Genomic DNA, 23,133 nt, shown 5'->3' on the forward strand with positions numbered 1-23,133 from the left:
GCCTGGGGGAGCGTTCAGCTGCAAGGCGGAGGAGGGCGGCGACGCGATGGAGGTCCCCCGCGCGAGGTTGTTCGAGCGTGGGGGAGTCGGCAACCGACGACAACGCGGCAGACGGGCATGCCAGACTCCGCGTCCGCGGCATGATCCGCCGGACAGGCTCTAGGAGGGAGGCTCGTCGGCGCGTCCTGTGGGCAGCAGCTCGCGGATGTCGGAAGGGAGGGCGTCGGTCAGCTTCCGCATCTCCTCGGGTGAGACAGCGGCGTCGAGAACCTCCAGGACCGCGGCGCAGTACCGGAGCGCTGTTTCCTCCGTGGTACCGGCCCGGACCGCGACCCGGCCGGCGAAGGCCGTCAGGTCGAAGGGCTCACCCGCACCGCTGGGCCGTCCCTCCGAGGTGGCCGACGCGGTCGTTTCACGGATGTACGCCGCCAGATCCGGCGGGAGCTGCGCGGCCAGGTGGTCGGCCAGCCCGGTCGGCAGCCTTTCCGCCAAGGTCCGCAGTACGGACTGTGTCGCACGCTCGGTCGAGCCACGATCCGGGAGGTGAGCAAGGGCCTGCACCTTGCCGATGATTTCGTCGTGCCGCATGTCCGCGTTCCTTTGTGGATGTACTGCCGCAGTTCAAGGGCCATGGCCCGGGTAACCACAGGGACGTCCATCACACGCGGGTGGCGCGTGAGGAAGCGCTCGCTCGCCGCTGCCTCAGGCGATGAGGGCCTCTCCCGGCCGGAGGCGCTCCAGCAGCTGAGCCTGGTGCAGTTCGGCCACGGGGGCGAGGAGGTCGGGGTGGCGCAGCAGTGCCGCCGCCCGGCGGTCGGTGGCGTCGGGTGCGATCAGGCGGCGGAACTCGACCGGCGTACCGGCCGTGTGGCCGTCGTCGGCGACCGCGGCCACCGCCAGGTCGGCCAGTTCGGGGTCGGTGAGCAGGCAGGCCGCCCAGCTCGCGACGACTTCGTCGACCCAGCTGCGCCAGGCGCGGTCGTCCGCGTCGTGCGTGCCGCCCTCGTCCGCGCCCGTGATCCAGTCCAGCCGTGCGGAACCGCCGGGGCCGGCCATGTGGACCAGGGCGGCGTCCATCGGCGTCGGGTACCTGAGCCAGGCCGCGACCGTCACGGCCTGCCGCGCCTGCACCTCGCACAGGGCGGAGGCCAGCGCGCCGCCACCCGACGGGTAGGCGCACGTCAGCCACTGGGCGGTCGCCGCGATCAGCGGGGAAAGGTCTGCGAGCACTGCCGGGCCGTCCGAACTGCTTCCGGGGGACAGAGGGACTGCAACGGTAGCCCGAGCCCCGATCGGGCGGACATGGCGCGGGACTCGTCGGCGACGTGGCCTCGGCCACATCCGTCCCGTTGCTCCGTCGGAGTGGTGCGGCCCCCGTCACGGTCGTACCGTCGGCACCGGCGAAGCCGCACGGAGCGAACGGTCGGGAGCGGACATGCCGAAATTCGGGGTGACCAAGACGGCCGCGCTCTGTGCGGCCGCGGCCTTCGCCGCGGCCCTGGGCACGGCATCCGCCACCCCCGCGACGCCGTCGGGGACCCATTCCGCGGCACAGCGGTACGAGGACCCCGTGCTCGTCGACTGTCTCTGGAAGCCCCAGGAACGCCCCGCCGACTTCATGCTCGCCTGCGGCGACGGCAACAGCCGCCTGACGTCGCTCGACTGGTCACGCTGGGATGCGAAGTCGGCGGTGGCGAAGGGACGCAACGTCGTGAACGACTGCGAGCCGTACTGCGCGGCGGGCACGTTCCACTCGTATCCGGTCGTCGTACGGCTCGATCAGCCGGAGCCGTGGAAGAAGCACCCGCAGCTCCGGCACTACACGCGGATGACCCTCACCTACACCGACGACAGGCCGGAGAGGCTCGCCTCTGTGGTGACGTATCCGCTGGGGAGCTGAGCGTGTCGGCGGGGGAGCCCGTCCCTCGGTTGTGGTGCCGCGGGCCCGTGACGCCGACTGGCCGGTAATGAGCACTCGCGGACTGCCGTTCCCCGGCCACACTGCTGCCCTGAACCGTTGCGATCCACCGGGTGCGCGGAGAGGGGACCTGATGGCCGAGGCGCGGGAGTCCGCACGCAAGACGGACCGGGGAGGCGGCCGGCCCGGGTGTCCGGTGAGCCGCGCCTCGGACGGCGTCTGGCAGGTGCACGACTATGCGAACGCTCGCGCGGTGCTGCGCAGTACGGCGACGGTACAGGCGGGTCTCGGCATAGAGACGGTGGAGAAACTGCCCCCGCGCATCCGCCGCCCCGTCCTGTACCAGGACGGACCCGAGCACCGGGAACAGCGGCGGCAGACCGCCCGCTTCTTCACCCCGCGGCGCGTCGACGAGCACTACCGCACGCTGATGGTGCGCATCGCCGAGGAGCAGCTGACGGCGCTGCGCACGGCCGGTGAGGCCCAACTGGCCGAACTGAGCTTCAATGTGGCGATCGCGGTGGCGAGCGACGTCATCGGTCTGCGCCACAGCCGCCCGGGCATCCGCGCCCGGCTCGAACGCTTCTTCCCCGAGGAGTTCGGCCGGCCGGGGCTGACCAGCGTGCGGGGCGTCTACTGGCTGCTGCGGCAGAACGCGAACTGGCTGCGCATCTACCTCGCCGACGTCCGCCCCGCGGTCCGCGCGCACCGCCGCCAGGAGCGCGACGACCTGATCTCCCATCTGCTGGCCGAAGGGTGCTCGGACGCCGAAATCCTCGGCGAGTGCCTGACGTTCGCCGCGGCCGGGATGGTCACCACGCGGGAGTTCATCTGTGTCGCCGCCTGGCACCTGTTCACCGACGCGGAGCTCCTCGCCTGCTATCGCGCGGCGGATGAACCGGAACGGCTGGGCGTGCTGCGCGAGATCCTGCGGCTGGAGCCGGTGGTGGCACGGCTGTGCCGCAGGGCGACGGCTCCGCTGACGTTGCGGACGCCGTCGGGCGAAGTGCCGGTCCGGCCGGGCGAGCTGATCGAGCTGTTCGTCGACGACGCCAACGCCGACCCGCGGACCATGGGACGGGATGCGCGGCTGCTGCGTCCGGGCCGGGACCTGGCGCTCGGGCCCGGCCCGGCGGGCCTGTCCTTCGGCGACGGCGCGCACCGTTGCCCGGGTGCGGACGTCGCCCTGCTGGAGGCGGACGTGTTCCTCAGCCGCCTGTTCGCGCTCGACGGCCTGCGCATGACCACCCGGCCGCGCGTGTCCTTCAACAACGACATCGGCGGGTACGAGATCAGGAACTTGACGGTGGCCCTTCCCCGTCGGCAGTGACACCGAGGGAGCGGTACGGCCGCGCGGCTCGCCGGAGTCGTCCGGGCACGCCGACCCGGTCCATCACGTGGCCGCGCCCGGCCCTCGCCCCCTGAGGTCGGCGATCAACCGGTCACTGGTGACGGTCCGGTCGTCCTTGTGTTCCCGCCACTGTTCGAAGGTCTCCGCCGCGGCGTCCGCGAAGGCACCCGGCAGGCCGACGCCGCGCGAGGCCTCGGCGATCTCCCGCATCTCCGGCTCCCAGCGCCAGGCCTTGTGTCCGGCGCCCGCCAGCTGCTCCGAACCGGCCAGCGGGGTGCCGGGCAGCAGGTGCGCGGCGAGGTCTCGGAGGTCGTCCAGGACCCCGTGTCCGTCGGCGAGGGCACAGGCCTCGGCGGCGAGCGCGTACGAGATCTTGTTGTAGGCGGCGAAGGCCAGCTTGAGCGCCGACGCCCGGCCGACCGGCCCGGCCAGGACGACCGGCGTGAGCAGAGTGCCGTCGAACAACGCGCGGACCCGGGCCACCGTCGCGTCGTCACCGGACAAGTACAGCCGGGTGGTCCCGGCCTGGCGGGGAGGCGGCCCGGTGATGCCCGCGTCGACCAGCGCCGCCCCGGTGCCGTCCCACACCTCGGCGATCTGGGCCATGCGCCCGGGGCTGATCGCGTTGGCGTCGACGTACACACCGCTGAAACCGGCCGCCGCCACCTGCTGGGCCACGTCCAGGGCGGCCGCCGGAGGGCAGACGCTCAGGACCACCGTGCACTGGGCGGTCAGCTCGGCCATGCTGCCGGCTGGTCGCAGCCCCAGCTCCGCGGCCCGCTCCCGCGTGGCGGGCGAACGTCCCTGCGGCAGCCACCAGACCCTGGCGCCGGTCGCCACGGCCTGCGCGGCCACCCGCGCTCCCATGGCACCCGGGTGCACGATCCCCACGTCCCCCACGTCCGCGTCCACCATGCCGGGACCCTATCGCCGCCTGTGGAAGGGGGTGAAGGGGATCGATCAGCTCTGACTCGCGTGCACGGGGCTGTGGGACACCTCGGGCGGGCAGGCCTGCCGCCGCGCCCTGCGGTCCCGCAGCCAGTCGCGCACCGCCACCCCGAGCGCGCACAGCACGGGCACGATGCCGGAGCCGACGGCGATGGCGACCGCGGAACGGTAGGCGTCGCCGTCGGCGCTCAGCACCATGTAGAACAACCCGGGCAGGGCGGCCGTACCGACGGCGCTGCCCAGCCTCTGTCCGGTCTGCAGTGCGCCTCCCGCGGCACCCGCCATCCGCACCGGCACGTCCCGCAAGGTCATCGTGACGTTCGGGGAGATGACGCAGCCGCTGCCCATGCCGCCGACGAACAGGGCGGGGGCCGCGCACCACACCGCGATGTCCTCGGGCGCGAACCGCAGGATCAGCACCGCCCCGCCCAGTCCGAGTGCCACCGCGGCGAGTCCGCACACGGTCAGCAGCCGGCCCAGGCGCTCCACCAGACGCCCGGCCACCAGCGCGGACGCGGCGGACCCGATGGCGAACGGGGTCACCGCGAGCCCGGACAGCAGCGGCGAATACCCCTCGCCGTTCTGCAGGTAGAGGGCGAATACCAGCCACACGCCGCTGAAGCCGACGAAGTACAGGGTGGCGATGGCTGCTCCGGCGGCGTAGCCGCGGGTCCCGGTGACCAGCCGGGGGTCGAGCAGCGGCCGTCCGGCACGCGCGGCGACCCGCCGTTCCCACCGCGCGAAGGCCGCCAGGAACACGGCTCCCACGAGGATGAGCCACCACAGCCGTCGGACACCGCCGGACTCAGCCAGCACCAGGGGGAGCATGACCGCGAGCACGCCGCAGCCGAGCAGCGCGACGCCCGGCAGGTCGAGCCGTTGGCCGCGGCCGGGGGCGACTTTGGGCAGCCACCGCAGTCCCAGCACGAGGGCGATCACGCCGACCGGGACATTGACGTAGAAGATCCAGCGCCAGCCCTGCGGCCCGTCCGCGAGCGCGAGGATGAGTCCGCCGACGACCGGGCCGACGGCACTGGAGATGCCGACGGTGGCACCGAAGAGTCCGAACGCCCGGCCGCGCTCGGCGCCCCGGAACATCTGCTGGATCAGGGCGGAGTTCTGCGGGGCCAGACAGCCCGCGGCCACGCCCTGCGCCAGCCGGGCCACGATCAGCAGCGTGATCGTGGGAGCCGCGCCCGCCGCCGCGCTGCACACCACGAACGCCGTGAGCGCCAGCAGGAAGATCCGGCGGCGGCCGATCGCGTCGCCCACCCGTCCCGCGGTGACCAGGACGAGGGCGAACGCCAGGGCGTAGCCGGAGACGACCCACTGGATCGCGGGCGCCGACGCGTGCAGGTCCCGCTGCATGGACGGCAGCGCCACCGCGACGATGGTGACGTCGAGCAGGCTCATGAATCCGGCCACGAGCGTCACCCACAGCGCTTTCCACCGCCTGGGATCGACTCCTTCGGCCGCGTCCACCGGGCCGTCTCCCTGCTCGCCCGCCTGTGTCTCGACACCCACGCGCACTCCTCTCCGCCGCCTTACGGGTATCCCGCGCCACCGGTATACGCACGTGCCGCCAACCGCGAGCCTTCACATTTTCCGCACCCTTCCGTCACCATTACTTCACCAGGCGTGTAGGCTCCTCGCGCTCCATTCGCACAACTGGGGGGTTTCCCATGCGTATACGCCATGTCCTGGCGACCGCCGCCGCTGCCGGCTCGATAGCCGCCACTCCGGCGCAGGCCGCCGAATACTCGTCGGCGCTGAAGATCAAGGGTGTCCAGTACGACGCACCCGGCACGGACCGCAACAACTGCGCCACCGGCAACACCAAGGACGAGTACCTGACGATCAAGAACTACTCGCGCACGGCGACCGTGAACCTCAAGGGGTACGTCGTCAAGGACGCCGCCGGCAACCGCTTCAAGTTCACCGCGAGCCACCAGCTCCAGCCCGGCGACTACGTGAAGCTGCGCGGCGGCAACGGCACCGACTCCGACGCGAAGAACGTCGTCTACCGCGACAACTGCAACTTCATGTGGAACAACGACAAGGACACGATCTACGTGTACAAGCCGTCCGGCAGCAAGGCCGACGTGCACTCGTACACCAAGACCGGTTCCGACCGCGACCGCAACGGCTACATCAGCTTCCACGGCTGACGGCCGGCATGGCCCGCCCGGGGTCCCGGGCGGGCCGTGCGGATGCGCGCAGGGGCGCACGTGGCGCATTCTGGCTGTGGCGTCGCCCGGGCGGCGGCGCACGGATGGGGTAGGCCGATGAGTGGGAGCGCCGGGAGCGAACACGCGACGCCCGGGCGGCTGGCCGCGGTGCTGACCGAGGCCGCGGCGGAGGCGATCGGCGCGGCCGACGGCCACGCCGGTGGCGTCTACCTGCGCTCCGGCACGCCCGGACTGCTGCGACTGGCCTCGCTGTCGGGCCTGCCCGGGCCGCTGTTCCGCCCGTGGTGGCAGGTCCACGTCGACCGCCCCTTCCCGGTCGCCAACGCCTGTCGGCTCGGGGTTCAGGTGGTGCTGCCGAATGCCACGGAAACCATGCGCCGCTACCCCCAGTTCGCGGCCGGTCTGCCGTTTCCTCTCGGCTCGATCCATGTGCCCGTCACCCACGGGTCGACGACCTACGGTGTTCTGACCGTCCTGCGCGCGCCCGCCCCGGACGCCGCCGAGGTACTGACGCAGCGCGACCGCACGGCACGGTTGGCCGACCGCCTGGGCGCGGCCCTGCACCGTCTGGAGCGCCACGGATCGCCCGTGACCTGGGACGAGGAGCCGGTGTGCGTGCGCCCACCGGCCAAGGACCCGCTCACGGCACGCGTGGCGCGGTTCAGCTGGGACCCGGAGACCGGAGTCCTCACCACCGACCTTCACCTTCCCGCCCTCCTGGGCCTGCCGCCCGGAAGCGCGCTCACGGACGCCTCGGGGCTCGCGGCCGCCGTGGCCCCCGACGAGCCGCACCAGGTGCTGGATCTGCTGCGGCAGACCGCCGCCGGTCGGCCACCTCCCCTGCCGCTGCCCGTGCGCACCCCGGACGGCACACCCCGGCTGCTGCAGCTGTGGGGCGCTCAACATGTGGCCCCGGGGCCGTACGGGGTCCGTGCCGTCAGCGGCATCGTCCTCGAACCCGGCCCCGGCGGGGCGGCCGACCTGCTCCCCGAGGGCGTGTTCTGCCTGGACCGGCTGGGGCAGATCGTCTACGCCAATCCGCGTGCCGCTCAGTTGCTGCGCCGCCCGCGCGCCGAACTCCTCGGCCGGCCGCTGTGGGACGGCGTGCCGTGGCTCTACCAGCCCGCCTTCGAGGAGCATCTGCGGGCCGCCCTGCTCTCCCCCGGGCCCGTGCACTGCCACGTCCGCCGCCCGCCCGGTGAAGAGGAGCCCGCCGCGCAGTCCCACGAGGGCGACTGGCTGGCTCTGTCCGTGTATTCCGGCCCCGACATCCTCACCTGCACCGTCCGCACCGCCGACCGGATGGCGGACGGCCCCTCCGACCCCGCGCACGTCGAGGGTACGGACAGCGGGGCGGAGCCCACGACGGCGTCCCTGTACCGGCCCATCGCCCTGGCCATCGCCCTCACCGAGGCCGTCACCGCCCGGCAGGTCTCCGCCGTGGTCATGCAGGAACTGCTGCCCGCGTTCGGCGGTCGCCGGCTCGCCATCTACCTGATGCAGGAGAGGCACCTGTACCTGGCCTGGGAGACCGGTTTCCCGAAAGGGTTCCTCGCCCCCTTCGAGGGAGTGGGACTGGACGCGCACCTGCCGGGCGTCGAGACGCTCACCACGGGACGCCCGCTCTTCTTCGACTCCATGGAGCAGCTGACCGCCGCCTACCCCGGCATCCCGCTGGACGCGACAGAGGGAGCCCGCGCCTTCCTGCCTCTGATCGCCTCCGGCCGCCCGGTCGGCTCCTGCATCCTGGGCTTCGACCGGCCCCGCAGCTTCAGCACCGAGGAACGAACGGTGCTCACCGCGCTGGCCGGGCTCATCGCGCACGCCATGGAGAAGGCGCAGCGCTACGAGACCGAGGCCGCGCTCGCCCGCGGGCTGCAGCAGGCCCTCCTCCCCCGGCGCCTGTCGACGCATCCGCGGGTGGAGACCGCCGGACGCTATCTGCCCGGGACCCAGGGCATGGACGTGGGAGGGGACTGGTATGACGTCGTCGAGGCCGGGGACGGTCTCGCCCTGGTCATCGGCGACGTGCAGGGGCACGGGGTGCAGGCGGCGGCGACCATGGGTCAACTGCGCAGCGCCGTCCGGGCGTTCGCGCTCGGCGACCGGCCGCCCGAGGAGGTCATGAGCGGCACCAACCACCTCCTCATCGACCTCGATCCCGGGCTGTTCGCGAGTTGTTGCTACATCCGGCTGGACCCCGCCACCGGTCTGGCCCGGGCGGCCCGGGCCGGGCACCCGCCGCCGCTGCTGCGCCTACCGGAGGGCCGCACCCACGTCCTGGATCTGCCCGGCGGGGTCGTGCTCGGGGTGGACTCCCGTGCCCGCTACCCCGTGGCGGAACTGCGGATGGACCCCGGCGCGATCCTGGCGCTGTACACCGACGGCCTGGTCGAACGGCCCGGCGGCGACATCGACGACGGCATCAGCGCACTGCGGGTGGCCCTGGCCAAGGCGGGCGCGCCCGCGGCCCGCCCCGGCGGCCGCTCACTGGCAGGCGTGGCCGACAAGCTCACCGCAACGGCCCGCCACACCGTCGACCGCCCCGACGACATCGCCCTCCTGCTGGCGGCCCGCCGGACGGCACGGTGAACGTATGCGGGTCTGGGGCGGAGCCCCAGGACGAGGGCCACCTCTTGGCCGACCGAGTCGGGTGGTGGGCAGGCACATGGCCGGCGGTTCAGGGGGCGGAGCCCCTGGCGGGGGCGAAGGGGCGGAGCCCCTGGGGATGGGACGGGTAGGGGCGGCGGGGGCGAAACACCCTGCGCCGAGACCCGCGCCGGCCGCCGCGAGGGCCGTCACCCCCTGTGACGCCCCTCGCCTCCTGAGGCCCGGCAGTGTAGACATGGGCACATGGTCCGACTCTTGGGTCGATCCGGGGCCCGGTCGACCCGTCGTCCCAGCGGTCCGCGCCCATCGCACGCGCCCGACCGCGCCCCAAGAGCGCCCGAGCGACGAGCGCGACGCATGCCCGGCAGTCCGCTCACCCCACGGCCGCACGCAGCAAGCCGGTTGCGGTCGGCGCTGAGCGGACGCAGCGTCGCCGGACAGGTGTTCGTCCTGCAAGTGGTGATCGTGCTGCTGCTGGTCGTGGCCGCGGTGTTGGCCCTCGTGCTCCAAGTCCGGCACGACACCACGAAGGAGGCCCGCAACCGCTCCGTCGCCGTCGCCGAGGCCTTCGCCAACGCACCCGGCACCGTCGAGGCACTGCGCGCCCCCGACCCGTCGGCGGTACTGCAACCACGGGCCGAGGCGGCTCGCAAGGCGACGAAGGTGGACTTCATCGTCGTCATGAACACCGACGGCGTCCGCTACACCCATCCCAAACCGGACCGCATCGGCAAGAAGTTCGTCGGCACCATCGCACCGGCGCTGGCCGGACGCACGGTGACCGAGGAGATCACGGGCACAATTGGCCCGCTGGTGCAGGCCGTTGTACCGGTCAAGGCGCCCGACGGCTCGGTCGTGGGCCTGGTCTCGGCCGGTATCACGACCGAGAGCGTGGGCGGTGCCGCGAACCGCCAGATGCCGCTCGTGCTGCTCGCCGCCGCGGCGGGACTCGCCCTGGCCACGGGGGGCACCGCGCTAGTAAGCCGACGGCTGCTGCGCCAGACGCACGGCCTTGGCCCGCACGAGATGACGCGGATGTACGAGCACCACGACGCCGTACTGCACGCCGTACGCGAAGGAGTGCTCATCGTCGGCGGCGAGGGCACCCTCCTGCTCGCCAACGACGAGGCGCACCGCCTGCTCGACCTGCCCCAGGACGCCGAGGGTCGGCATGTGCAGGACATCGGCCTCACCCCGGACACGGCCGGTCTGCTGTCCTCCGGGCGGATCGCCACGGACGAGGTGCACCTGGTCAAGGACCGGCTGCTGGCCATCAACCAGCGGCCCACGGACAGCGAGGGCGGCCCGCCCGGCAGCGTCGCCACCCTGCGCGACTCCACGGAGCTGCGGGCGCTTTCCGGCCGGGCCGAGGCGGCGCGGGAACGCCTCAACATGCTGTACGACGCCGGCGTGGCCATCGGGACGAGTCTGGACGTGACCCGCACCGCCGAGGAACTGGCGGAACTCTCCGTCCCCCGGTTCGCGGACTTCGCCACCGTGGACCTGTTCGACGCCGTCCTCAGCGGCGGGCAGCCGGAGGGGGCGACGACGCTGCGCCGTACGGCGATGGGCGGGATCCGCAAGGACGCCCCGCTCTATCCGCTGGGCCAGCAGATCCGACTCGTCGACTCCTCTCCGCAGGCCCGCAGCCTCAGGACGGGACAGGCCGTCATCGAGCCGCGCCTGAGCGAGGCGGTGGGCTGGCAGGCACAGAACCTCGAGCGCTCCGCCCAGATCGTGGAGTACGGCATCCATTCACTGATCACCGTGCCGCTGCGCGCGGGCAGCCTGGTGCTCGGCGTGGTCAGCTTCTGGCGGTCGAAGAAGCCCGAGCCGTTCGACACGGAGGAGGTGGCGCTCGCCGAGGAGTTGGTCGCCCGTGCGGCTGTCTCCATCGACAACGCGCGCCGCTACACACGCGAGCACAGCATGGCGGTGACGCTGCAGCGCAGTCTGCTGCCCCGCACGCTGCCCGAGCAGAACGCCCTGGAGATCGCCTATCGGTATCTGCCGGCGCAGGCGGGCGTGGGCGGCGACTGGTTCGACGTACTGCCGCTGTCGGGCGCCCGAGTGGCACTCGTGGTGGGGGACGTGGTCGGCCACGGACTGCACGCCGCGGCCACCATGGGACGGCTGCGGACGGCGGTGCACAACTTCTCCGCCCTGGACCTGCCGCCCGACGAACTGCTCGCGCTGCTGGACGAGTTGGTCGGACGCATCGACCAGGACGAGACGGAGGAGGGCGGCAGCGCCCCCGTCACCGGCGCGACCTGCCTCTACGCCGTCTACGATCCGGTCTCCCGGATCTGCACGGTCGCCCGCGCCGGCCATCCGCCGCCCGCCCTGATCCACCCCGACGGCAGCGTGGAGTTCCCGGACGTGCCCGCCGGTCCTCCGCTCGGCCTCGGGGGCCTGCCGTTCGAGACGGCCGACCTCGAACTGGCGGAGGGCAGCAGGCTCGTCCTCTACACGGACGGGCTCGTCGAGGACCGGGAGCACGACATCGACGTAGGGCTCGAACAGCTGCGGACCGCGCTGGAGCGGGCCGGCAAGTCACCCGAGGACACCTGCCGGGTGGTCCTCGACTCCCGGCTTCCGGCGCGGTCGAGCGACGACGTCGCCCTGCTCGTGGCGCGTACCCGGGCCCTGCCCGCCGACCGGATCGCCGAGTGGCAGGTGCCGTCGGATCCGGCGGCCGTCGCCGAGGCCCGCGCCTCGATCACCCGGCAGCTGGCCCGGTGGGGACTGGACGAGCTGACGTTCACCACGGAGCTGATCGTCAGCGAGCTCGTCACGAACGCGATCCGCTACGGCGGTGACCCCATCCACGTCCGGGTGATGTACGACCGCACCCTGATCTGCGAGGTCTTCGACAGCAGCAGCACCTCGCCCCACCTGCGGTACGCGGCCATGACCGACGAGGGCGGACGCGGCCTGTTCCTCGTCGCCCAGCTCACCGAACGCTGGGGCACCCGCTACACGCCTGCGGGCAAGGTCATCTGGGCGGCACAGGCCCTTCCCTCATGAATCCCCCATGAAGCCCGCTCATAAAGTGATCTTATGAGCTCATAGACCGGACCCGTGTACCGACTTAGGCTTGCCTTAGCTTAGGCTTCCCGACGAGTCGATCTATCGCCGCTCGAAGGGAACCTGATCATGCCCCGCCCCCTGCGGGTAGCCATCGTCGGAGCCGGCCCCGCCGGGATCTACGCCGCCGACGCACTGCTCAAGTCCGACGTGGCCGCCGACCCCGGTGTGTCCATCGACCTCTTCGAGCGGATGCCGGCACCGTTCGGACTGATCCGTTACGGCGTCGCCCCGGACCACCCCCGCATCAAGGGCATCATCACGGCCCTCCACCAGGTTCTCGACAAGCCGCAGATCCGCCTCTTCGGCAACGTCGACTACCCGACCGACATCAACCTGGACGACCTGCGCGAGTTCTACGACGCCGTGATCTTCTCCACGGGCGCGACGGCCGACCGGGAGCTGTCCATACCCGGAATCGGCCTCGACGGCTCCTACGGCGCGGCGGACTTCGTCTCCTGGTACGACGGCCACCCGGACGTGCCGCGCACCTGGCCGTTGGAGGCCGAGAAGGTCGCCGTCCTCGGCGTCGGCAACGTCGCGCTCGACGTGGCGCGCATCCTCGCCAAGACGGCGGACGAGCTGCTGCCGACGGAGATCCCGCCGAACGTCCACGAAGGCCTGAAGGCCAACAAGGCGCTGGAGGTCCACGTGTTCGGCCGCCGTGGCCCGGCGCAGGCGAAGTTCAGCCCGATGGAGCTGCGCGAGCTGGACCACTCCCCCAACATCGAGGTCATCGTCGACCCTGAGGACATCGACTACGACGAGGGCTCGATCGAGACCCGGCGCGGCAACAAGCAGGCCGACATGGTCGCCAAGACCCTGGAGAACTGGGCCATCCGCGACGTCGGGAACCGGCCGCACAAGCTGTTCCTGCACTTCTTCGAGTCGCCGGCCGAGATCCTCGGCGAGGACGGCAAGGTCGTCGGCCTGCGCACCGAGCGCACCGCCCTCGACGGCACGGGCAACGTCAAGGGCACCGGCGAGTTCAAGGACTGGGACGTCACCGCGATCTACCGCGCCGTGGGCTATCTGTCCGACAAACTGCCCAAGCTGCCCTGGGACATCGACTCGGGCACGGTCCCGGACGAGGGCGGCCGGGTCGTCCAGGAGAGCGGCGAGCACCTGCAGTCCACGTACGTCACCGGTTGGATCCGGCGCGGCCCCGTGGGCCTGATCGGCCACACCAAGGGCGACGCCAACGAGACGGTGTCCAACCTCCTGGACGACTTCGCGAACGACCGTCTGCACACGCCGGCTTCGCCCGCGCCCGAGGCCGTGGACGCGTTCCTCGCCGAGCGGAACGTCCGCTTCACCACCTGGGACGGCTGGTACCGGCTGGACGCCGCCGAGAAGGCGCTGGGCGAGCCGCAGGGCCGTGAGCGCGTGAAGATCGTCGAGCGCGAGGACATGCTGAAGGCGAGCGGCGCGTAACAGCCGAACACGGCGGGTGCGGAGCCGACGCTCCGGACCCGCCGTGCCGCTGCGACCATTCCGCGTCAGTGGTCGACGGCGACCACGATCTTCCCCACCTGAGTGCCCGCCTCCAGATAGCGGTGCGCCTCGACGATCTCCTCCAGGCCGAACACACGGTCCACGACGGGAGCGAAGGCACCGGAGCCCAGACCGGAGGCGACGAACGCCTCGGCCCGGCGCAGCCGCCGCGGATCCCTGGTCGTCTCGTGGACGATATAGGTGCGCATGTTCAGCGCCGGCATACCGAGTTCGAACCCCGGACAGGGGGCGGCCTCGCCGCTCAGCGCCCCGTACAGGAACAACATGCCGCCCGGGGCGACACTTGGGCGAGGTTCAGCACTCCGGGGCCCGCGACGGCGTCGAAGACGAACTCCGCGCCCCGTCCGGCGGTCGCGTCGAGCACGCGCTCCACCACGTCCTCGTCGTCGGTGACGATCACCTCGGCCGCGCCGGCGTTCAGCAGCGCGTCCCGCTTGGCACCGGTACGGGTGGTGGCGACCGGTACCGCTCCCACGCGCCGGGCGACCTGGATCGCGGCCAGCCCCACACCGCTGGAGGCAGCGGTGAGCACGACGGTGTCCCCGGCCCGCATCCCGCCGACCTCGACCAGCGCTCCGTAAGCCGTCAGGTACGGCATCCACACCGCGGCACCCGCGACGGCGTCGAGCCCCTCGGGCCGGGGCAGTACCGCGGTGCCGCGGCTGGTCGGCCAGGGATGTATCGGCTGCTGCCTTGTAGCCGAGCCAGTGTCCAGGCCAGGTGCACGACACGCCGAAGGCGAACAGGACCCGCCCCAATGCGGATGGTGGGCGGGCCCTGTTCGGTGAGTCATTGTGGTGGGGGTGCCGCAGCGGGGACACGAGTGAACAAGTGCCTTATGGAGTGGCCAGTTCGCACCCCGAGTGCGCAGTACGCCTCCCGTGTGCGGATCCCGTCAACCCGGGCCGGCCGACTCCCGCGAAGGGAGGTCTTGGGGACCCCCGCGTGATCGTTGACGAGGCCCGACGGCGATACTGGATCTCGCACGTGCCCCCACCCCCACATGGACTCATGCCGACCTCCCCCAGCGTCCGCCCCACGATGCCCCCTACGGTCTGGCTGGCCCGTGGCCGCCATGTCGGACCCGCCCCGCAGGACGTCCTCCTGCGCCGTCTGAGGCAGCTCAAGGACAGCGGCGCCATCGACGACTACCTCGATCCGTCCGAGGACGAGGACGCCGGGGACTCCGGCAACCCCGAGGACTCCGGGGGCTCCCGGGAGCTCGTCTTCGAGGCCCGCTGGCGGGTGGCCGAGACGGTGACCGTACGCGCCCGGCTCACGCTCGCGCCCGGCACGGACGCCGGGCAGGAGTGGGTGCTGGTGGCGGAGGCGGAACGCCCGTGGGACCAGCGGTGGCCTTCCCCCGCCACCATGTTCTGGCCCGAGGAGCCGGACGCCGACTGGGACCACGACGCCGCCACCGGCCTGCGCCTGGGGGACGTCAACCGGCTCCCCTCGGACGACAAGGCCATGCGGCGCATACTGCGGGACGCCGTGCGCGGCAGCTGGGCCGTCGACGTCGTCGTGCACGAGGCGATGACACCGGACGAACACGGTCGGCTGCCGCTGGCCCGGCTGCTGCCCGCGAGCCTGCGGCACCGTGTGGTGGAGCACCGCGCCGCACCGCACCAACTGCGCGCCGTCAACTGGGCCCTGCGGGTCATCGGCGTGGAGGTACCGCGCGGCGGGGCCATCGTCCTGCCCGGGCATCCGGCCCCGCCCGAGTACACCGGCGGCGATTTCTCCGTACGCACCGTCTTCCTCGACGGCTCGGAGCCCTCCGAACTGATCGACACCCTGACCCGGTACGTCGCGTCGCCGCGGCCGTTCCCGGACGGCGCCGAGGACGCCCTCACCGCGCTGCGGGAGCAGTGGCGGCTGCTGACCCTCGAAGAGGAACTCGCCCGGGAACGCGCTCTGGTGGCCATGTACGCCGAGGCGCTCGACGCGATGACCAAGTCCCGGGACCTGTACCGGGAGGCCGCCGAAGCGGCCCACGAGGCGTTGGCCGCGTACCGCGAGAACGCGGCCTCCGTCCCCGTGCCGTCGCAGCCGTCCGTCGCGCAACCCGCGTCCCCGCTCCAGCAGCTGAGCCGGACGCTGGAACGGCTCAGGGGTACCGCGAAGGCCCTGCGCCCCACGCCCGGCACGCGTGAGGAGAGCGACGCCGACGGCGGGCCGGACGGCTCCGAGCGATAGTCAGGTCACCGACGCCTTTCAGCAGAAGAGCGGGAAGCGGTCGGCGTCGGCGCCCAGGGCGAGGCGTTCCGACTCGGTGAGGGGTCCAGGGTGGCGCGTACTGCGGCCAGGGCGGTGAGCGAGGGCCCGTTTGTCCTCGGTACGTTGTTTGAGCCGTCGCCGAGCCGTCGCGAGTCGCCGGGTCAGTCCGCCGGGCGGTTGGCCTCGGCCATCGGCCGGGGCGGCGCGTCCGTCGGCCGCTGCCATGCCAGACGCGTAATGAGGGCCGTCAGCGCCGCCAGAGACGCGCACACGGCGATCGGGCCGACGAGCGAGGCAGGGGCCAGCATCAGGTCCAGCGCCCGGGACAGGCCGGCGGAACGCACCTTCTCCTCGAACAGTTGCACCGCGGCCACCGCAGCCGGCAGCACGACGGCCGCGACGAGCATCGGGGCGGTCGGCCGTACGGTCAGCAACAGCGCCAGGAGCACGCACGCGGCCGACACCGCGAGGGCGAACCCGTAGACCCGGACGGACGCACCGTCGCGGTCCAGCGGGAAGCTGAGCGCTCCGCACACGGCGAGCACCAGGACGACCAGCCAAGCCGGCCGGTACGCGGGGCTCGGCGCCCGCTCCGCCACCCGGTACCGCCGAGGTCGCGCGGGACGGGCGGTCCGGCGGACCTCGCGGACGGGCAGCGGGCCACCGTCCTCCCCGGGCGGCTCCTCGGCCCCCTCCGTCGGCGGTGCGGACTCCGGCTCCGGTGTCGGCAGGTCCGCACGGGCCTGCCGTTCCTCAGCGAGCCGCCCGATCAGGTCCACCAGTTCCTCCACCGACCGGCCGGCGGCGGCCCGCACCGCCTCTTCACCGCAGTGGGGTTCCAGCGGTGTCCGGTGCAGCAGCTCCAGCAGCCGGGTCACCTCCGCCACGGGGCGGCACTCGGCCGCCGCGCGGATCGCCTCGTCCGCGCTGGCGGCGTCACGCGGCGGCCGGGTCAACAGGGCCACCAGCCGGGTGACGTCCTCGACGGAGCGGCCCACGCCGACCGCGCGGAGTGCGGCGATCGTGGCCTCGGCGTACTCGGGCGACTGCTCCAACAGCGTGATGAGGTGGGCGATGTCCTCGAGCGGCCGGTCCGCCACGGCGGCACGTACCAGTTCGTCGACCGGATCACCGTACGCGAACTCGACCGGGTCGTTGGTGACGGTCGATTCGGTGCGGGGTATGTCGGCTTTGTTCGAGTGGGCTGATGAAGAGCCGGTGGTCATGCTCTGCTCCAGGGGAAGAGTGCGGCCGGTCTTGGCGCCCCCGACGCGCGACACGCGACGCTTGATGACCATTACTAGGCGTCCCCGCCGCGGCGCGCCACTCGGGTGATCCACAGGGATGAGTGCCTGCCCCCAGCCGTGCGCCGAGCCCCGCACCAGCCGGTCGGCGCCGACGTTCTGACAGGCGTTCGGACGTACCGGACGCTCCGGCAGGCTATGCGGGCGCCAAATAAGGGAATCCGACAAACAGCGCACGCATCGCGGCGCATCGGCTTGAGGAGGCCGCCGTGGATTCGACCACAGCAGTCATCGTCGTCGTCGCGCTTCTCGCGGCACTGGCACTGGCCGTCGCCCTCGTGCTGCTGGTCCGGCTGGTCCGGGCCCGGAGCAGTCTGCGGCGTGCGGGACTGCCGACCGGGCCGCGCTGGGTCTTCTGGGGCGCGCTGCTGTATTTCGTCCTGCCCACCGACGTGTTGCCGGATCCGGTGTACCTGGACGACATCGGCGTTCTGCTCCTCGCTCTGCGCTCCCTGCGGGGCTCCCCGGCGGGCGCGGGCCACCGCGCCGACCGTGACTACGCACCGTGAGGCAACCATTCATCCGTTCGATTCGTATAACTCTCTGGAAGCCCGAGCAAGTCGGCGGACCGAACGAGGCCGCAGGGTGACCGTCGTTTGATCGCAGCACCACCGGCGAGGGAGAGACGATGCAACCGTTCGCGCTCAACTACGCACGTCCGGCAGCGGAGTTGGAGGCCACCACTCCGTACTTCTACGACTCCGGACTGCAGTTGAACGTGTTGTTCGACGGGCGGATAGCCGCCTGCGACCACGGCCTGATGAGGGAGTTGGGGACCACGACCTCCACCGCGGGCTCCAAGACACACTTCGACGACTGAACACGGGCACCCGACCATGACCGTGTTGATTCTGACCTGCGAAGAGGACGTGACCGCCGACATGGTGGTCGTGCACCTCAACGCAACGGGGGTTCCGGTGGTCCGGCTCGATCCGGCCGACCTGACCGGCGGTGTCTCGCTGTCCGGGGAGTATGTGCACGGTGCGTTCCGCGGCCATCTCTCGGCCGCGGGCCGCCTGGTGAGCATCGGGGGGCTGCGGTCCGTCTGGGTACGCAGGCCGGGAACGCCGGCCGCGCGGGCGGCCGAGCCGTCCGCCTGGCTGACCGAGGAGGCCTCCCAGGCGCTCTACGGCATGCTCCGCAGCTGTGACGCGCGCTGGATGAACCACCCCGACGCGGCCCGCCGGGCCCGCCACAAGCCCTGGCAGCTGCGTCTCGCCCAGCGCTGCGGCCTGCCCGTGCCGGCCACTCTCATCACGACGTTCCCGCAGGCGGCACGGGAGTTCGCGGAACGCTATCCGGACCTGGTGGTCAAGCCCGTCTCCGGCGCCCATCCGCAGGATCCGCCCCGTGCGGTGCCGACCAGCCGTGTCGCCCCGGACACCGACTTCGCGGCCGTCGCCTACGGGCCCACGCTGCTGCAACGGCGCGTCGCCAAGCGGGCCGACATCCGCCTCACCGTCGTGGGCGAGCGGATGCTGGCCGCCCGCAAGGCCGGCCCCGACGACGCGGATGCCGACGAGGTGGACGTCCGCTTCGCCACGGCCGGCTCGTCCTGGCGTCCCACCGACGTTCCGCCGCGCGTCGCCACCGCCGTCCAGGCGTATCTGCGTGCCGCCGAACTGGCCTACGGCGCCTTCGACTTCGCCGAGGACACGGACGGCACCTGGTGGTTCCTGGAGTGCAACCAGTCGGGCCAGTTCGGATTCATCGAGGTGGAGACGGGCCAGCCGATCGCGCGCGCCATCGCCGAGTGGCTGGCCCGACCGGGCCCACCGCCGCCGCAGGCCCATGCCAACGGGGCGAACACGGCGGTGCGCTGAGACCGGATCAGTGCGGGCGCGGGCCGGGCAGGGCGGCCCGCTGCCAGCCTGCGCCCGGGGAGGCCGGGCGGTCGGCGGGGAGGCCGGGAGCGTGGGACTGCAGCGGCCGCATGACGTACTCCAGTTCCCTGCTCACACGCTCGGCCTCCCTGCGTGTCTGAGTGGGGATGTCGCCGTGCTCGGCGACGAGTCGGTCGTAGATGGGGGAATCCTGGAACACCCGTCAACGCGCCTTTCGTATCACAGCCCATGCACATGGGCACGGCTGCCGAGTCTAGGCGCCCCCGGACACCGACACGTGCATTCGAGTGGTGGGCTTGACACAGGGCGCGTGTATGCCCTGCGCTCAGGCTCCTGTCGTGGAGCCCGGGCGGACGATCATGAGGACGGTGACCGTGGCCCACAGCAGGTTGAACGCACCGGTGAACATGGCGAGTTGGACGGTACCGGCGCGCTCCACGGGCTGGTGCGCGGTCAGTTGGCCGAGGAGTTCGTCCTGGCGGGGCAGTACGAAGGCGACCAGGATCCCGGCGGCCGCGGCGGTCAGGGCGATGGACGTGACGAGCCAGCCGCTGCCCAGGACGCCCATCGCCAGCGCGGTGGCGAGTCCGAGGACGGGTACGGCCAGGCCGATGCCGGAGTAGACCCGGCAGATGCGGTGCAGCAGCCGCACGGTGCCGACCCCGTCCGTGTCGGACCCTGCCGTGTCAGCTCCGTCCGGGCTCACGAGGGCGCGGCGCGCGGCCGGCGGGAACATGCTGGCCGCGACGGTGACGGGTCCGACGGCGACGATGGCGGCCAGGACATGCAGGGTCAGCAGGAACTTGGTCATCGGATGGGGTGTCTCCCTGTGCTGCGATCGGCGGTGTCCGACCCACCCTAGGAACCCCGTCAGTGATCACACAGGGGCGGAAACGACAGGTTCCAACGGATTCTCGCCAACAACCTCCATCATGCGTTTCCCCTTCTGGCGGGGCGTGGACCAGGGCTCATGGGCATGGCGGGAACCTGCCTATCGTTGCGGTCATGCACACTGTGGCGATCCTGGTTCTCGATCAAGTGGTGCCGTTCGACATGGCGGCGCCCATGACGGTGTTCGACTGGACACGGCTGCCCGACGGCCGCCGCCCCTACCGGGTGCGGTTGTGCGCCGAGTCGCCGGATGTGCGCGCGGACGGGGACGGTTTCACCCTGCGGGTGGAGCGGGGACTCGAGGCGCTGGCCGAGGCCGACACGATCATCGTGCCGGGCTGCTCCGAGGAGGCCGCTCCGCCGTCCGCCGACGTGGTGGCGGCGCTGCGGCGGGCCGCCGAGGCCGGCACCAGGATCGCGTCCGTGTGCGTGGGAGCCTTCGTGCTGGCGGAGGCCGGTCTGCTGGACGGCTTGCGGGCCACCACCCACTGGGTGGCCGCCGATGTGCTGGCGCGGCGCTATCCACGCGTCGAGGTGCAGCCGGACGTGCTGTACGTCGACAACGGCCAGATCCTCACCTCGGCCGGAGCCGCCGCGGCCATGGACATGTGCCTGCACCTGATCCGGCGGGATCTGGGGTCGGCCGTCGCCGCGCACGCCGCCCGGATGTCCGTCATGCCGCTGGAACGGGAGGGCGGGCAGGCGCAGTTCATCGTGCACGAGCACCCGCCCGTGCCGCGTGGCTCGAGTCTCGAACCGCTCCTGGAGTGGATCGAGGACAACCTGGCCCACGACATCACCCTGGGGGCGATGGCGACCCGCTCGGGGATGAGCGAGCGCACCTTCAGCCGTCGCTTCCGTGAGCAGACGGGCACCACGCCGTTGCAGTGGCTGCTGCGGGCGCGCGTACGGCGGGCCCAGTACCTGCTGGAGAACAGCGACCAGGCGGTGGAACGGATCGCGGGGCAGGCGGGGTTCGGTTCACCCACCGCCTTCCGCGAACGGTTCCGCCGGGTGGTCGGCACCACTCCGCAGGCCTACCGCGCCGCCTTCCAGGGCAAGGGCCTGTCCGACGGATCAGGTCGCAGGAAAACGGCGGCGCCTCATGGACGCCGGTAGGCGTGCCGGACTCCGCGTCTGCGGCGTGATCCGCCGGACAGGCCCTTGAAGTCTGTCGGCCCGGCCGCACGCGCGTGAGCGGGCGTACGGCCGGGGCGACGCGGCGTCACACAGCCAGCCGCAGACCGTTCTCCTCCTCAGGATCCGTCGCGCCGGCATCCGGGCGCGCGGCCTCCATCAGCAGGGCGTCGGCCTTGGCGACCGCCTCGTAAATGTCGCTCGTACCCATCATCACGCACAGTGTGTAACTGACGTCCGCCAGTTCACGTGCCGTCGCCTTCCTCTCCCTCTCCGCCTGAGCGATCCGCAGCGATGCGTACCGAGTCAGCAGCTTCCTGACGACCTTGGGGTCCGGAACGAGCACGTAGCGCCCCTCTCTCGATTTTTCGCTGCGTATGCCCGATCCGTGCCCGACCATGCGCCTGAGCCGCCATACGGGGCGCATTTGGCGCAAAACCGTTACTTCCTGCCTTGGTGAAGCTTCCTCAGTGCCTTGAGCGCCTGGGGGCACCCCCAGGGGAGGTGTCACACGCCCAGCGTGCGGGCGAGCTCCGTAGTGGCGCGGGCGATCTCGGTGTCCTCCTCGGCCATCAACCGCCGCAGGGCGCCGCGCCGTTCGTGGACGGCCTGTCGCGCGGCGCGCTCCCACACCACGTGATTCTCGCGGTGGTTGAGGAGCTTGGGGTAGACGGCGGCCGTGCTCTCCCACTGCCGGGCGTCGGCGATGTTCTTGAGCAGTTGGATGATCTCAGCGCGGCAGGTGACGTGGGGCCGCTGGGCGAGTTCCCAGAGGAAGGGGACCGTGGCGGCGGTGGCCTGTTCCACCACGAAGCCGTACTGGCAGACGCGCCCCCGCAGTTCGACGAGTGCGGCCCGGGCGGTGTCGGCGTCGCCCCGGGCGACGCGGTCGAGGAGCAGCGGGATGGCCGCCGCGCAGCCGGTGGAATCCTGGATCTCGCGCCACGGCACCCGGTCCAGGCCCGTCAGGGGCGCGGTTCTGGCCGCCCCGGTGGGCGGCACTGGGTGATCGGTGCGCTCGGTGCTCGGCTGGCGCTTCGGAGCGGTGCGCATGGCGTGGGGCCTTTCCGCGGCGGTCATGTCAGGGGGGAGGGCAGGTCGACAGCTTGGCCCAGACGGTCTTGCCTGCCGGGGGTTTGAGGGTCCAGCCCCACTCCTCGGCCAGAGCGTCGACGATGCACAGGCCACGGCCGTGCTCCCGTAGATCGGAGCCTTCGGTGGCCGGGTACTCGGGCGGGTTGTCGCCCGAGTCGGAGACGGTGAGCATCACATGGGCGGGATCGAGCAGCAGGCCGAGCCAGACTTCCCTCTCGCTGGCGGGGAGCCGGGGCATGGCGTGAGCCACGGCGTTGGCCGCGAGTTCGGTGATCACGAGGGCCGCGTCGCCGCTGCGGTGATCGAGCGACCAGCAGTGCAGCGTGTCCCGGGTGAAGGACCGGGCCTGGGCGAAGCCCTCCCCGCCGCATCTGATGCGCAGTACGGCGAAGTCCGCGGCGCCGCTCGGGCGCACGGGTCTCAGGGACGGTTGCTCACTCGGGTCCACCGATCGCGGCCGCGGCGGGAGTCCGCCGGTCACGGCCGCTCCACCTGCCCCGGGCAGCATCTCACCGGGCTGCCGGAGCACGTGGTTCGCAGGTGATGACACGACATCTCCCTGATGCGACGTCAAGACAGGGGGTCAACGTGGGGGTTGACGCTGGAGCTATTATCCACGCTGACAGCGCCCACGTGCAATTGCACGAGAAATTGCACGAAAGACGGGTGGGGCGGGAGGGGCCGTGGAAAACGCGGTTCGTCCCTTCCCGGAGGCCGGGCACGGCGCCCGGTGAGGAACGTGAACAGCAAGGAGACTGCGGTGCCACCAGTGCAGAACGGAGTGCGGGCGAGCGCGTTGGACGCCTGCTGGATCAAGAGCCGGCACAGCAACGCCGAGGGCAACTGTGTGGAAGTGGCCGCTCTGGTCGGCGGGGGCATCGCGTTGCGCAATTCCCGTGACCCCGACGGCCCGGCGCTCGTCTACACGCCGGCCGAGGTCGCGGCGTTCCTCGCCGGTGCGAAGGACGGTGAGTTCGACCACCTGCTGTGACGGGGAGGTCAACTCCCTTGCGTACACGGATGG

24 protein-coding genes are annotated in these 23,133 nt (G+C 71.9%); 12 read left to right on the forward strand and 12 right to left on the reverse strand.

The genetic code is table 11. The annotated features are described in order from the left end of the window. Positions 1–159: 159 nt before the first annotated feature. Together ABT063_RS03530 and ABT063_RS03535 are read right to left on the reverse strand one after the other, a co-directional pair. Positions 160–588: a DUF2267 domain-containing protein gene (locus tag ABT063_RS03530; protein ID WP_351055413.1), complete on the reverse strand. Its 429-nt coding sequence runs from the start codon at positions 586–588 to the stop codon at positions 160–162. 114 nt (positions 589–702) lie between these two features. Then, positions 703–1,230, reverse strand: coding sequence for a hypothetical protein (locus ABT063_RS03535; RefSeq protein WP_351055414.1), 528 nt, complete (start codon positions 1,228–1,230; stop codon positions 703–705). 205 nt (positions 1,231–1,435) lie between these two features. Between ABT063_RS03535 and ABT063_RS03540 the strand changes: the two genes are divergently transcribed. Both ABT063_RS03540 and ABT063_RS03545 read left to right on the forward strand, forming a co-directional pair. Continuing rightward, complete coding sequence (locus ABT063_RS03540) at positions 1,436–1,900, forward strand: hypothetical protein (protein ID WP_351055415.1); 465 nt, start codon at positions 1,436–1,438, stop codon at positions 1,898–1,900. 151 nt (positions 1,901–2,051) lie between these two features. Further along, the gene (locus tag ABT063_RS03545) at positions 2,052–3,248 is read left to right on the forward strand and encodes a cytochrome P450 (protein WP_351055416.1); all 1,197 of its coding nucleotides are present in this window, start codon (positions 2,052–2,054) and stop codon (positions 3,246–3,248) included. A gap of 63 nt (positions 3,249–3,311) precedes the next feature. Here the strand turns inward: ABT063_RS03545 and ABT063_RS03550 are convergent, their stop codons facing one another. After that, positions 3,312–4,184 carry an NAD(P)-dependent oxidoreductase gene (locus ABT063_RS03550; RefSeq protein ID WP_351055417.1) on the reverse strand — a complete coding sequence of 291 codons (873 nt, stop codon included), beginning with the start codon at positions 4,182–4,184 and terminating at the stop codon, positions 3,312–3,314. Positions 4,185–4,229: 45 nt separating this feature from the next. Next, complete coding sequence (locus ABT063_RS03555) at positions 4,230–5,741, reverse strand: MFS transporter (protein WP_502990743.1); 1,512 nt, start codon at positions 5,739–5,741, stop codon at positions 4,230–4,232. A gap of 158 nt (positions 5,742–5,899) precedes the next feature. On the opposite strand from ABT063_RS03555, the gene ABT063_RS03560 reads away from it, so the two are divergent. From ABT063_RS03560 to ABT063_RS03575, 4 genes are all read left to right on the forward strand, one after another. Next, positions 5,900–6,385 carry a lamin tail domain-containing protein gene (locus ABT063_RS03560; RefSeq protein WP_351055418.1) on the forward strand — a complete coding sequence of 162 codons (486 nt, stop codon included), beginning with the start codon at positions 5,900–5,902 and terminating at the stop codon, positions 6,383–6,385. A 117-nt stretch (positions 6,386–6,502) separates the two neighbouring features. Beyond that, positions 6,503–8,998 carry a SpoIIE family protein phosphatase gene (locus ABT063_RS03565; protein ID WP_351055419.1) on the forward strand — a complete coding sequence of 832 codons (2,496 nt, stop codon included), beginning with the start codon at positions 6,503–6,505 and terminating at the stop codon, positions 8,996–8,998. 375 nt (positions 8,999–9,373) lie between these two features. Continuing rightward, positions 9,374–12,043 carry a SpoIIE family protein phosphatase gene (locus ABT063_RS03570; protein WP_502990744.1) on the forward strand — a complete coding sequence of 890 codons (2,670 nt, stop codon included), beginning with the start codon at positions 9,374–9,376 and terminating at the stop codon, positions 12,041–12,043. A gap of 129 nt (positions 12,044–12,172) precedes the next feature. Beyond that, positions 12,173–13,537, forward strand: coding sequence for an FAD-dependent oxidoreductase (locus ABT063_RS03575; RefSeq protein ID WP_351055421.1), 1,365 nt, complete (start codon positions 12,173–12,175; stop codon positions 13,535–13,537). A gap of 65 nt (positions 13,538–13,602) precedes the next feature. Here the strand turns inward: ABT063_RS03575 and ABT063_RS03580 are convergent, their stop codons facing one another. Then, entirely contained in the window at positions 13,603–13,884 is a 282-nt protein-coding gene (locus ABT063_RS03580; protein WP_351055422.1) for a zinc-binding dehydrogenase, read from the reverse strand. Further along, the gene (locus ABT063_RS03585; RefSeq protein ID WP_351055423.1) at positions 13,860–14,216 is read right to left on the reverse strand and encodes a zinc-binding dehydrogenase; all 357 of its coding nucleotides are present in this window, start codon (positions 14,214–14,216) and stop codon (positions 13,860–13,862) included. Before ABT063_RS03585 ends, ABT063_RS03580 begins: the two co-directional genes overlap by 25 nt. A 413-nt stretch (positions 14,217–14,629) precedes the next feature. Here ABT063_RS03585 and ABT063_RS03590 point away from each other — a divergent pair, with 413 nt between their 5' ends. Continuing rightward, positions 14,630–15,817, forward strand: coding sequence for a DEAD/DEAH box helicase (locus ABT063_RS03590; RefSeq protein ID WP_351055424.1), 1,188 nt, complete (start codon positions 14,630–14,632; stop codon positions 15,815–15,817). Between the two features lie 182 nt (positions 15,818–15,999). On the opposite strand, the gene ABT063_RS03595 is transcribed toward ABT063_RS03590, so the two are convergent. Beyond that, complete coding sequence (locus ABT063_RS03595) at positions 16,000–17,118, reverse strand: hypothetical protein (RefSeq protein WP_351055425.1); 1,119 nt, start codon at positions 17,116–17,118, stop codon at positions 16,000–16,002. Between the two features lie 233 nt (positions 17,119–17,351). Between ABT063_RS03595 and ABT063_RS03600 the strand changes: the two genes are divergently transcribed. The 3 genes from ABT063_RS03600 to tgmB all read left to right on the forward strand — a co-directional run bounded on the left by ABT063_RS03600 (position 17,352) and on the right by tgmB (position 18,965). Beyond that, entirely contained in the window at positions 17,352–17,651 is a 300-nt protein-coding gene (locus tag ABT063_RS03600; protein WP_351055426.1) for a YkvA family protein, read from the forward strand. 119 nt (positions 17,652–17,770) lie between these two features. Then, positions 17,771–17,962: a putative ATP-grasp-modified RiPP gene (gene tgmA, locus ABT063_RS03605; protein ID WP_095755164.1), complete on the forward strand. Its 192-nt coding sequence runs from the start codon at positions 17,771–17,773 to the stop codon at positions 17,960–17,962. Positions 17,963–17,978: 16 nt separating this feature from the next. Next, positions 17,979–18,965 carry an ATP-grasp ribosomal peptide maturase gene (gene tgmB / locus ABT063_RS03610; protein ID WP_351055427.1) on the forward strand — a complete coding sequence of 329 codons (987 nt, stop codon included), beginning with the start codon at positions 17,979–17,981 and terminating at the stop codon, positions 18,963–18,965. Positions 18,966–18,972: 7 nt separating this feature from the next. Here tgmB and ABT063_RS03615 read toward each other — a convergent pair whose 3' ends face one another. Both ABT063_RS03615 and ABT063_RS03620 read right to left on the reverse strand, forming a co-directional pair. Then, complete coding sequence (locus tag ABT063_RS03615) at positions 18,973–19,185, reverse strand: hypothetical protein (RefSeq protein WP_351055428.1); 213 nt, start codon at positions 19,183–19,185, stop codon at positions 18,973–18,975. 126 nt (positions 19,186–19,311) lie between these two features. Beyond that, a complete protein-coding gene (locus ABT063_RS03620) occupies positions 19,312–19,797 on the reverse strand; it encodes a hypothetical protein (RefSeq protein ID WP_351055429.1) in 486 nt (161 codons plus the stop codon). A 194-nt stretch (positions 19,798–19,991) separates the two neighbouring features. Between ABT063_RS03620 and ABT063_RS03625 the strand changes: the two genes are divergently transcribed. Beyond that, positions 19,992–20,996 (forward strand): GlxA family transcriptional regulator, encoded by a 1,005-nt coding sequence (locus tag ABT063_RS03625; protein WP_351055431.1) that lies wholly within the window; start codon positions 19,992–19,994, stop codon positions 20,994–20,996. Positions 20,997–21,102: 106 nt separating this feature from the next. On the opposite strand, the gene ABT063_RS03630 is transcribed toward ABT063_RS03625, so the two are convergent. The 3 genes from ABT063_RS03630 to ABT063_RS03640 all read right to left on the reverse strand — a co-directional run bounded on the left by ABT063_RS03630 (position 21,103) and on the right by ABT063_RS03640 (position 22,524). Further along, positions 21,103–21,360 (reverse strand): DUF5133 domain-containing protein, encoded by a 258-nt coding sequence (locus ABT063_RS03630; RefSeq protein WP_351055432.1) that lies wholly within the window; start codon positions 21,358–21,360, stop codon positions 21,103–21,105. 161 nt (positions 21,361–21,521) lie between these two features. Further along, entirely contained in the window at positions 21,522–22,067 is a 546-nt protein-coding gene (locus tag ABT063_RS03635; protein ID WP_351055433.1) for a hypothetical protein, read from the reverse strand. Positions 22,068–22,095: 28 nt separating this feature from the next. Next, positions 22,096–22,524, reverse strand: a complete 429-nt coding sequence (locus ABT063_RS03640) for an ATP-binding protein (RefSeq protein ID WP_502990745.1) — start codon at positions 22,522–22,524, stop codon at positions 22,096–22,098. A 345-nt stretch (positions 22,525–22,869) separates the two neighbouring features. Here ABT063_RS03640 and ABT063_RS03645 point away from each other — a divergent pair, with 345 nt between their 5' ends. Further along, positions 22,870–23,100, forward strand: a complete 231-nt coding sequence (locus ABT063_RS03645) for a DUF397 domain-containing protein (protein WP_351055435.1) — start codon at positions 22,870–22,872, stop codon at positions 23,098–23,100. Positions 23,101–23,133 lie beyond the last annotated feature (33 nt).

The organism is Streptomyces sp. NPDC002838 (assembly GCF_040295365.1).
In the GTDB taxonomy this organism is placed as follows: domain Bacteria; phylum Actinomycetota; class Actinomycetes; order Streptomycetales; family Streptomycetaceae; genus Streptomyces.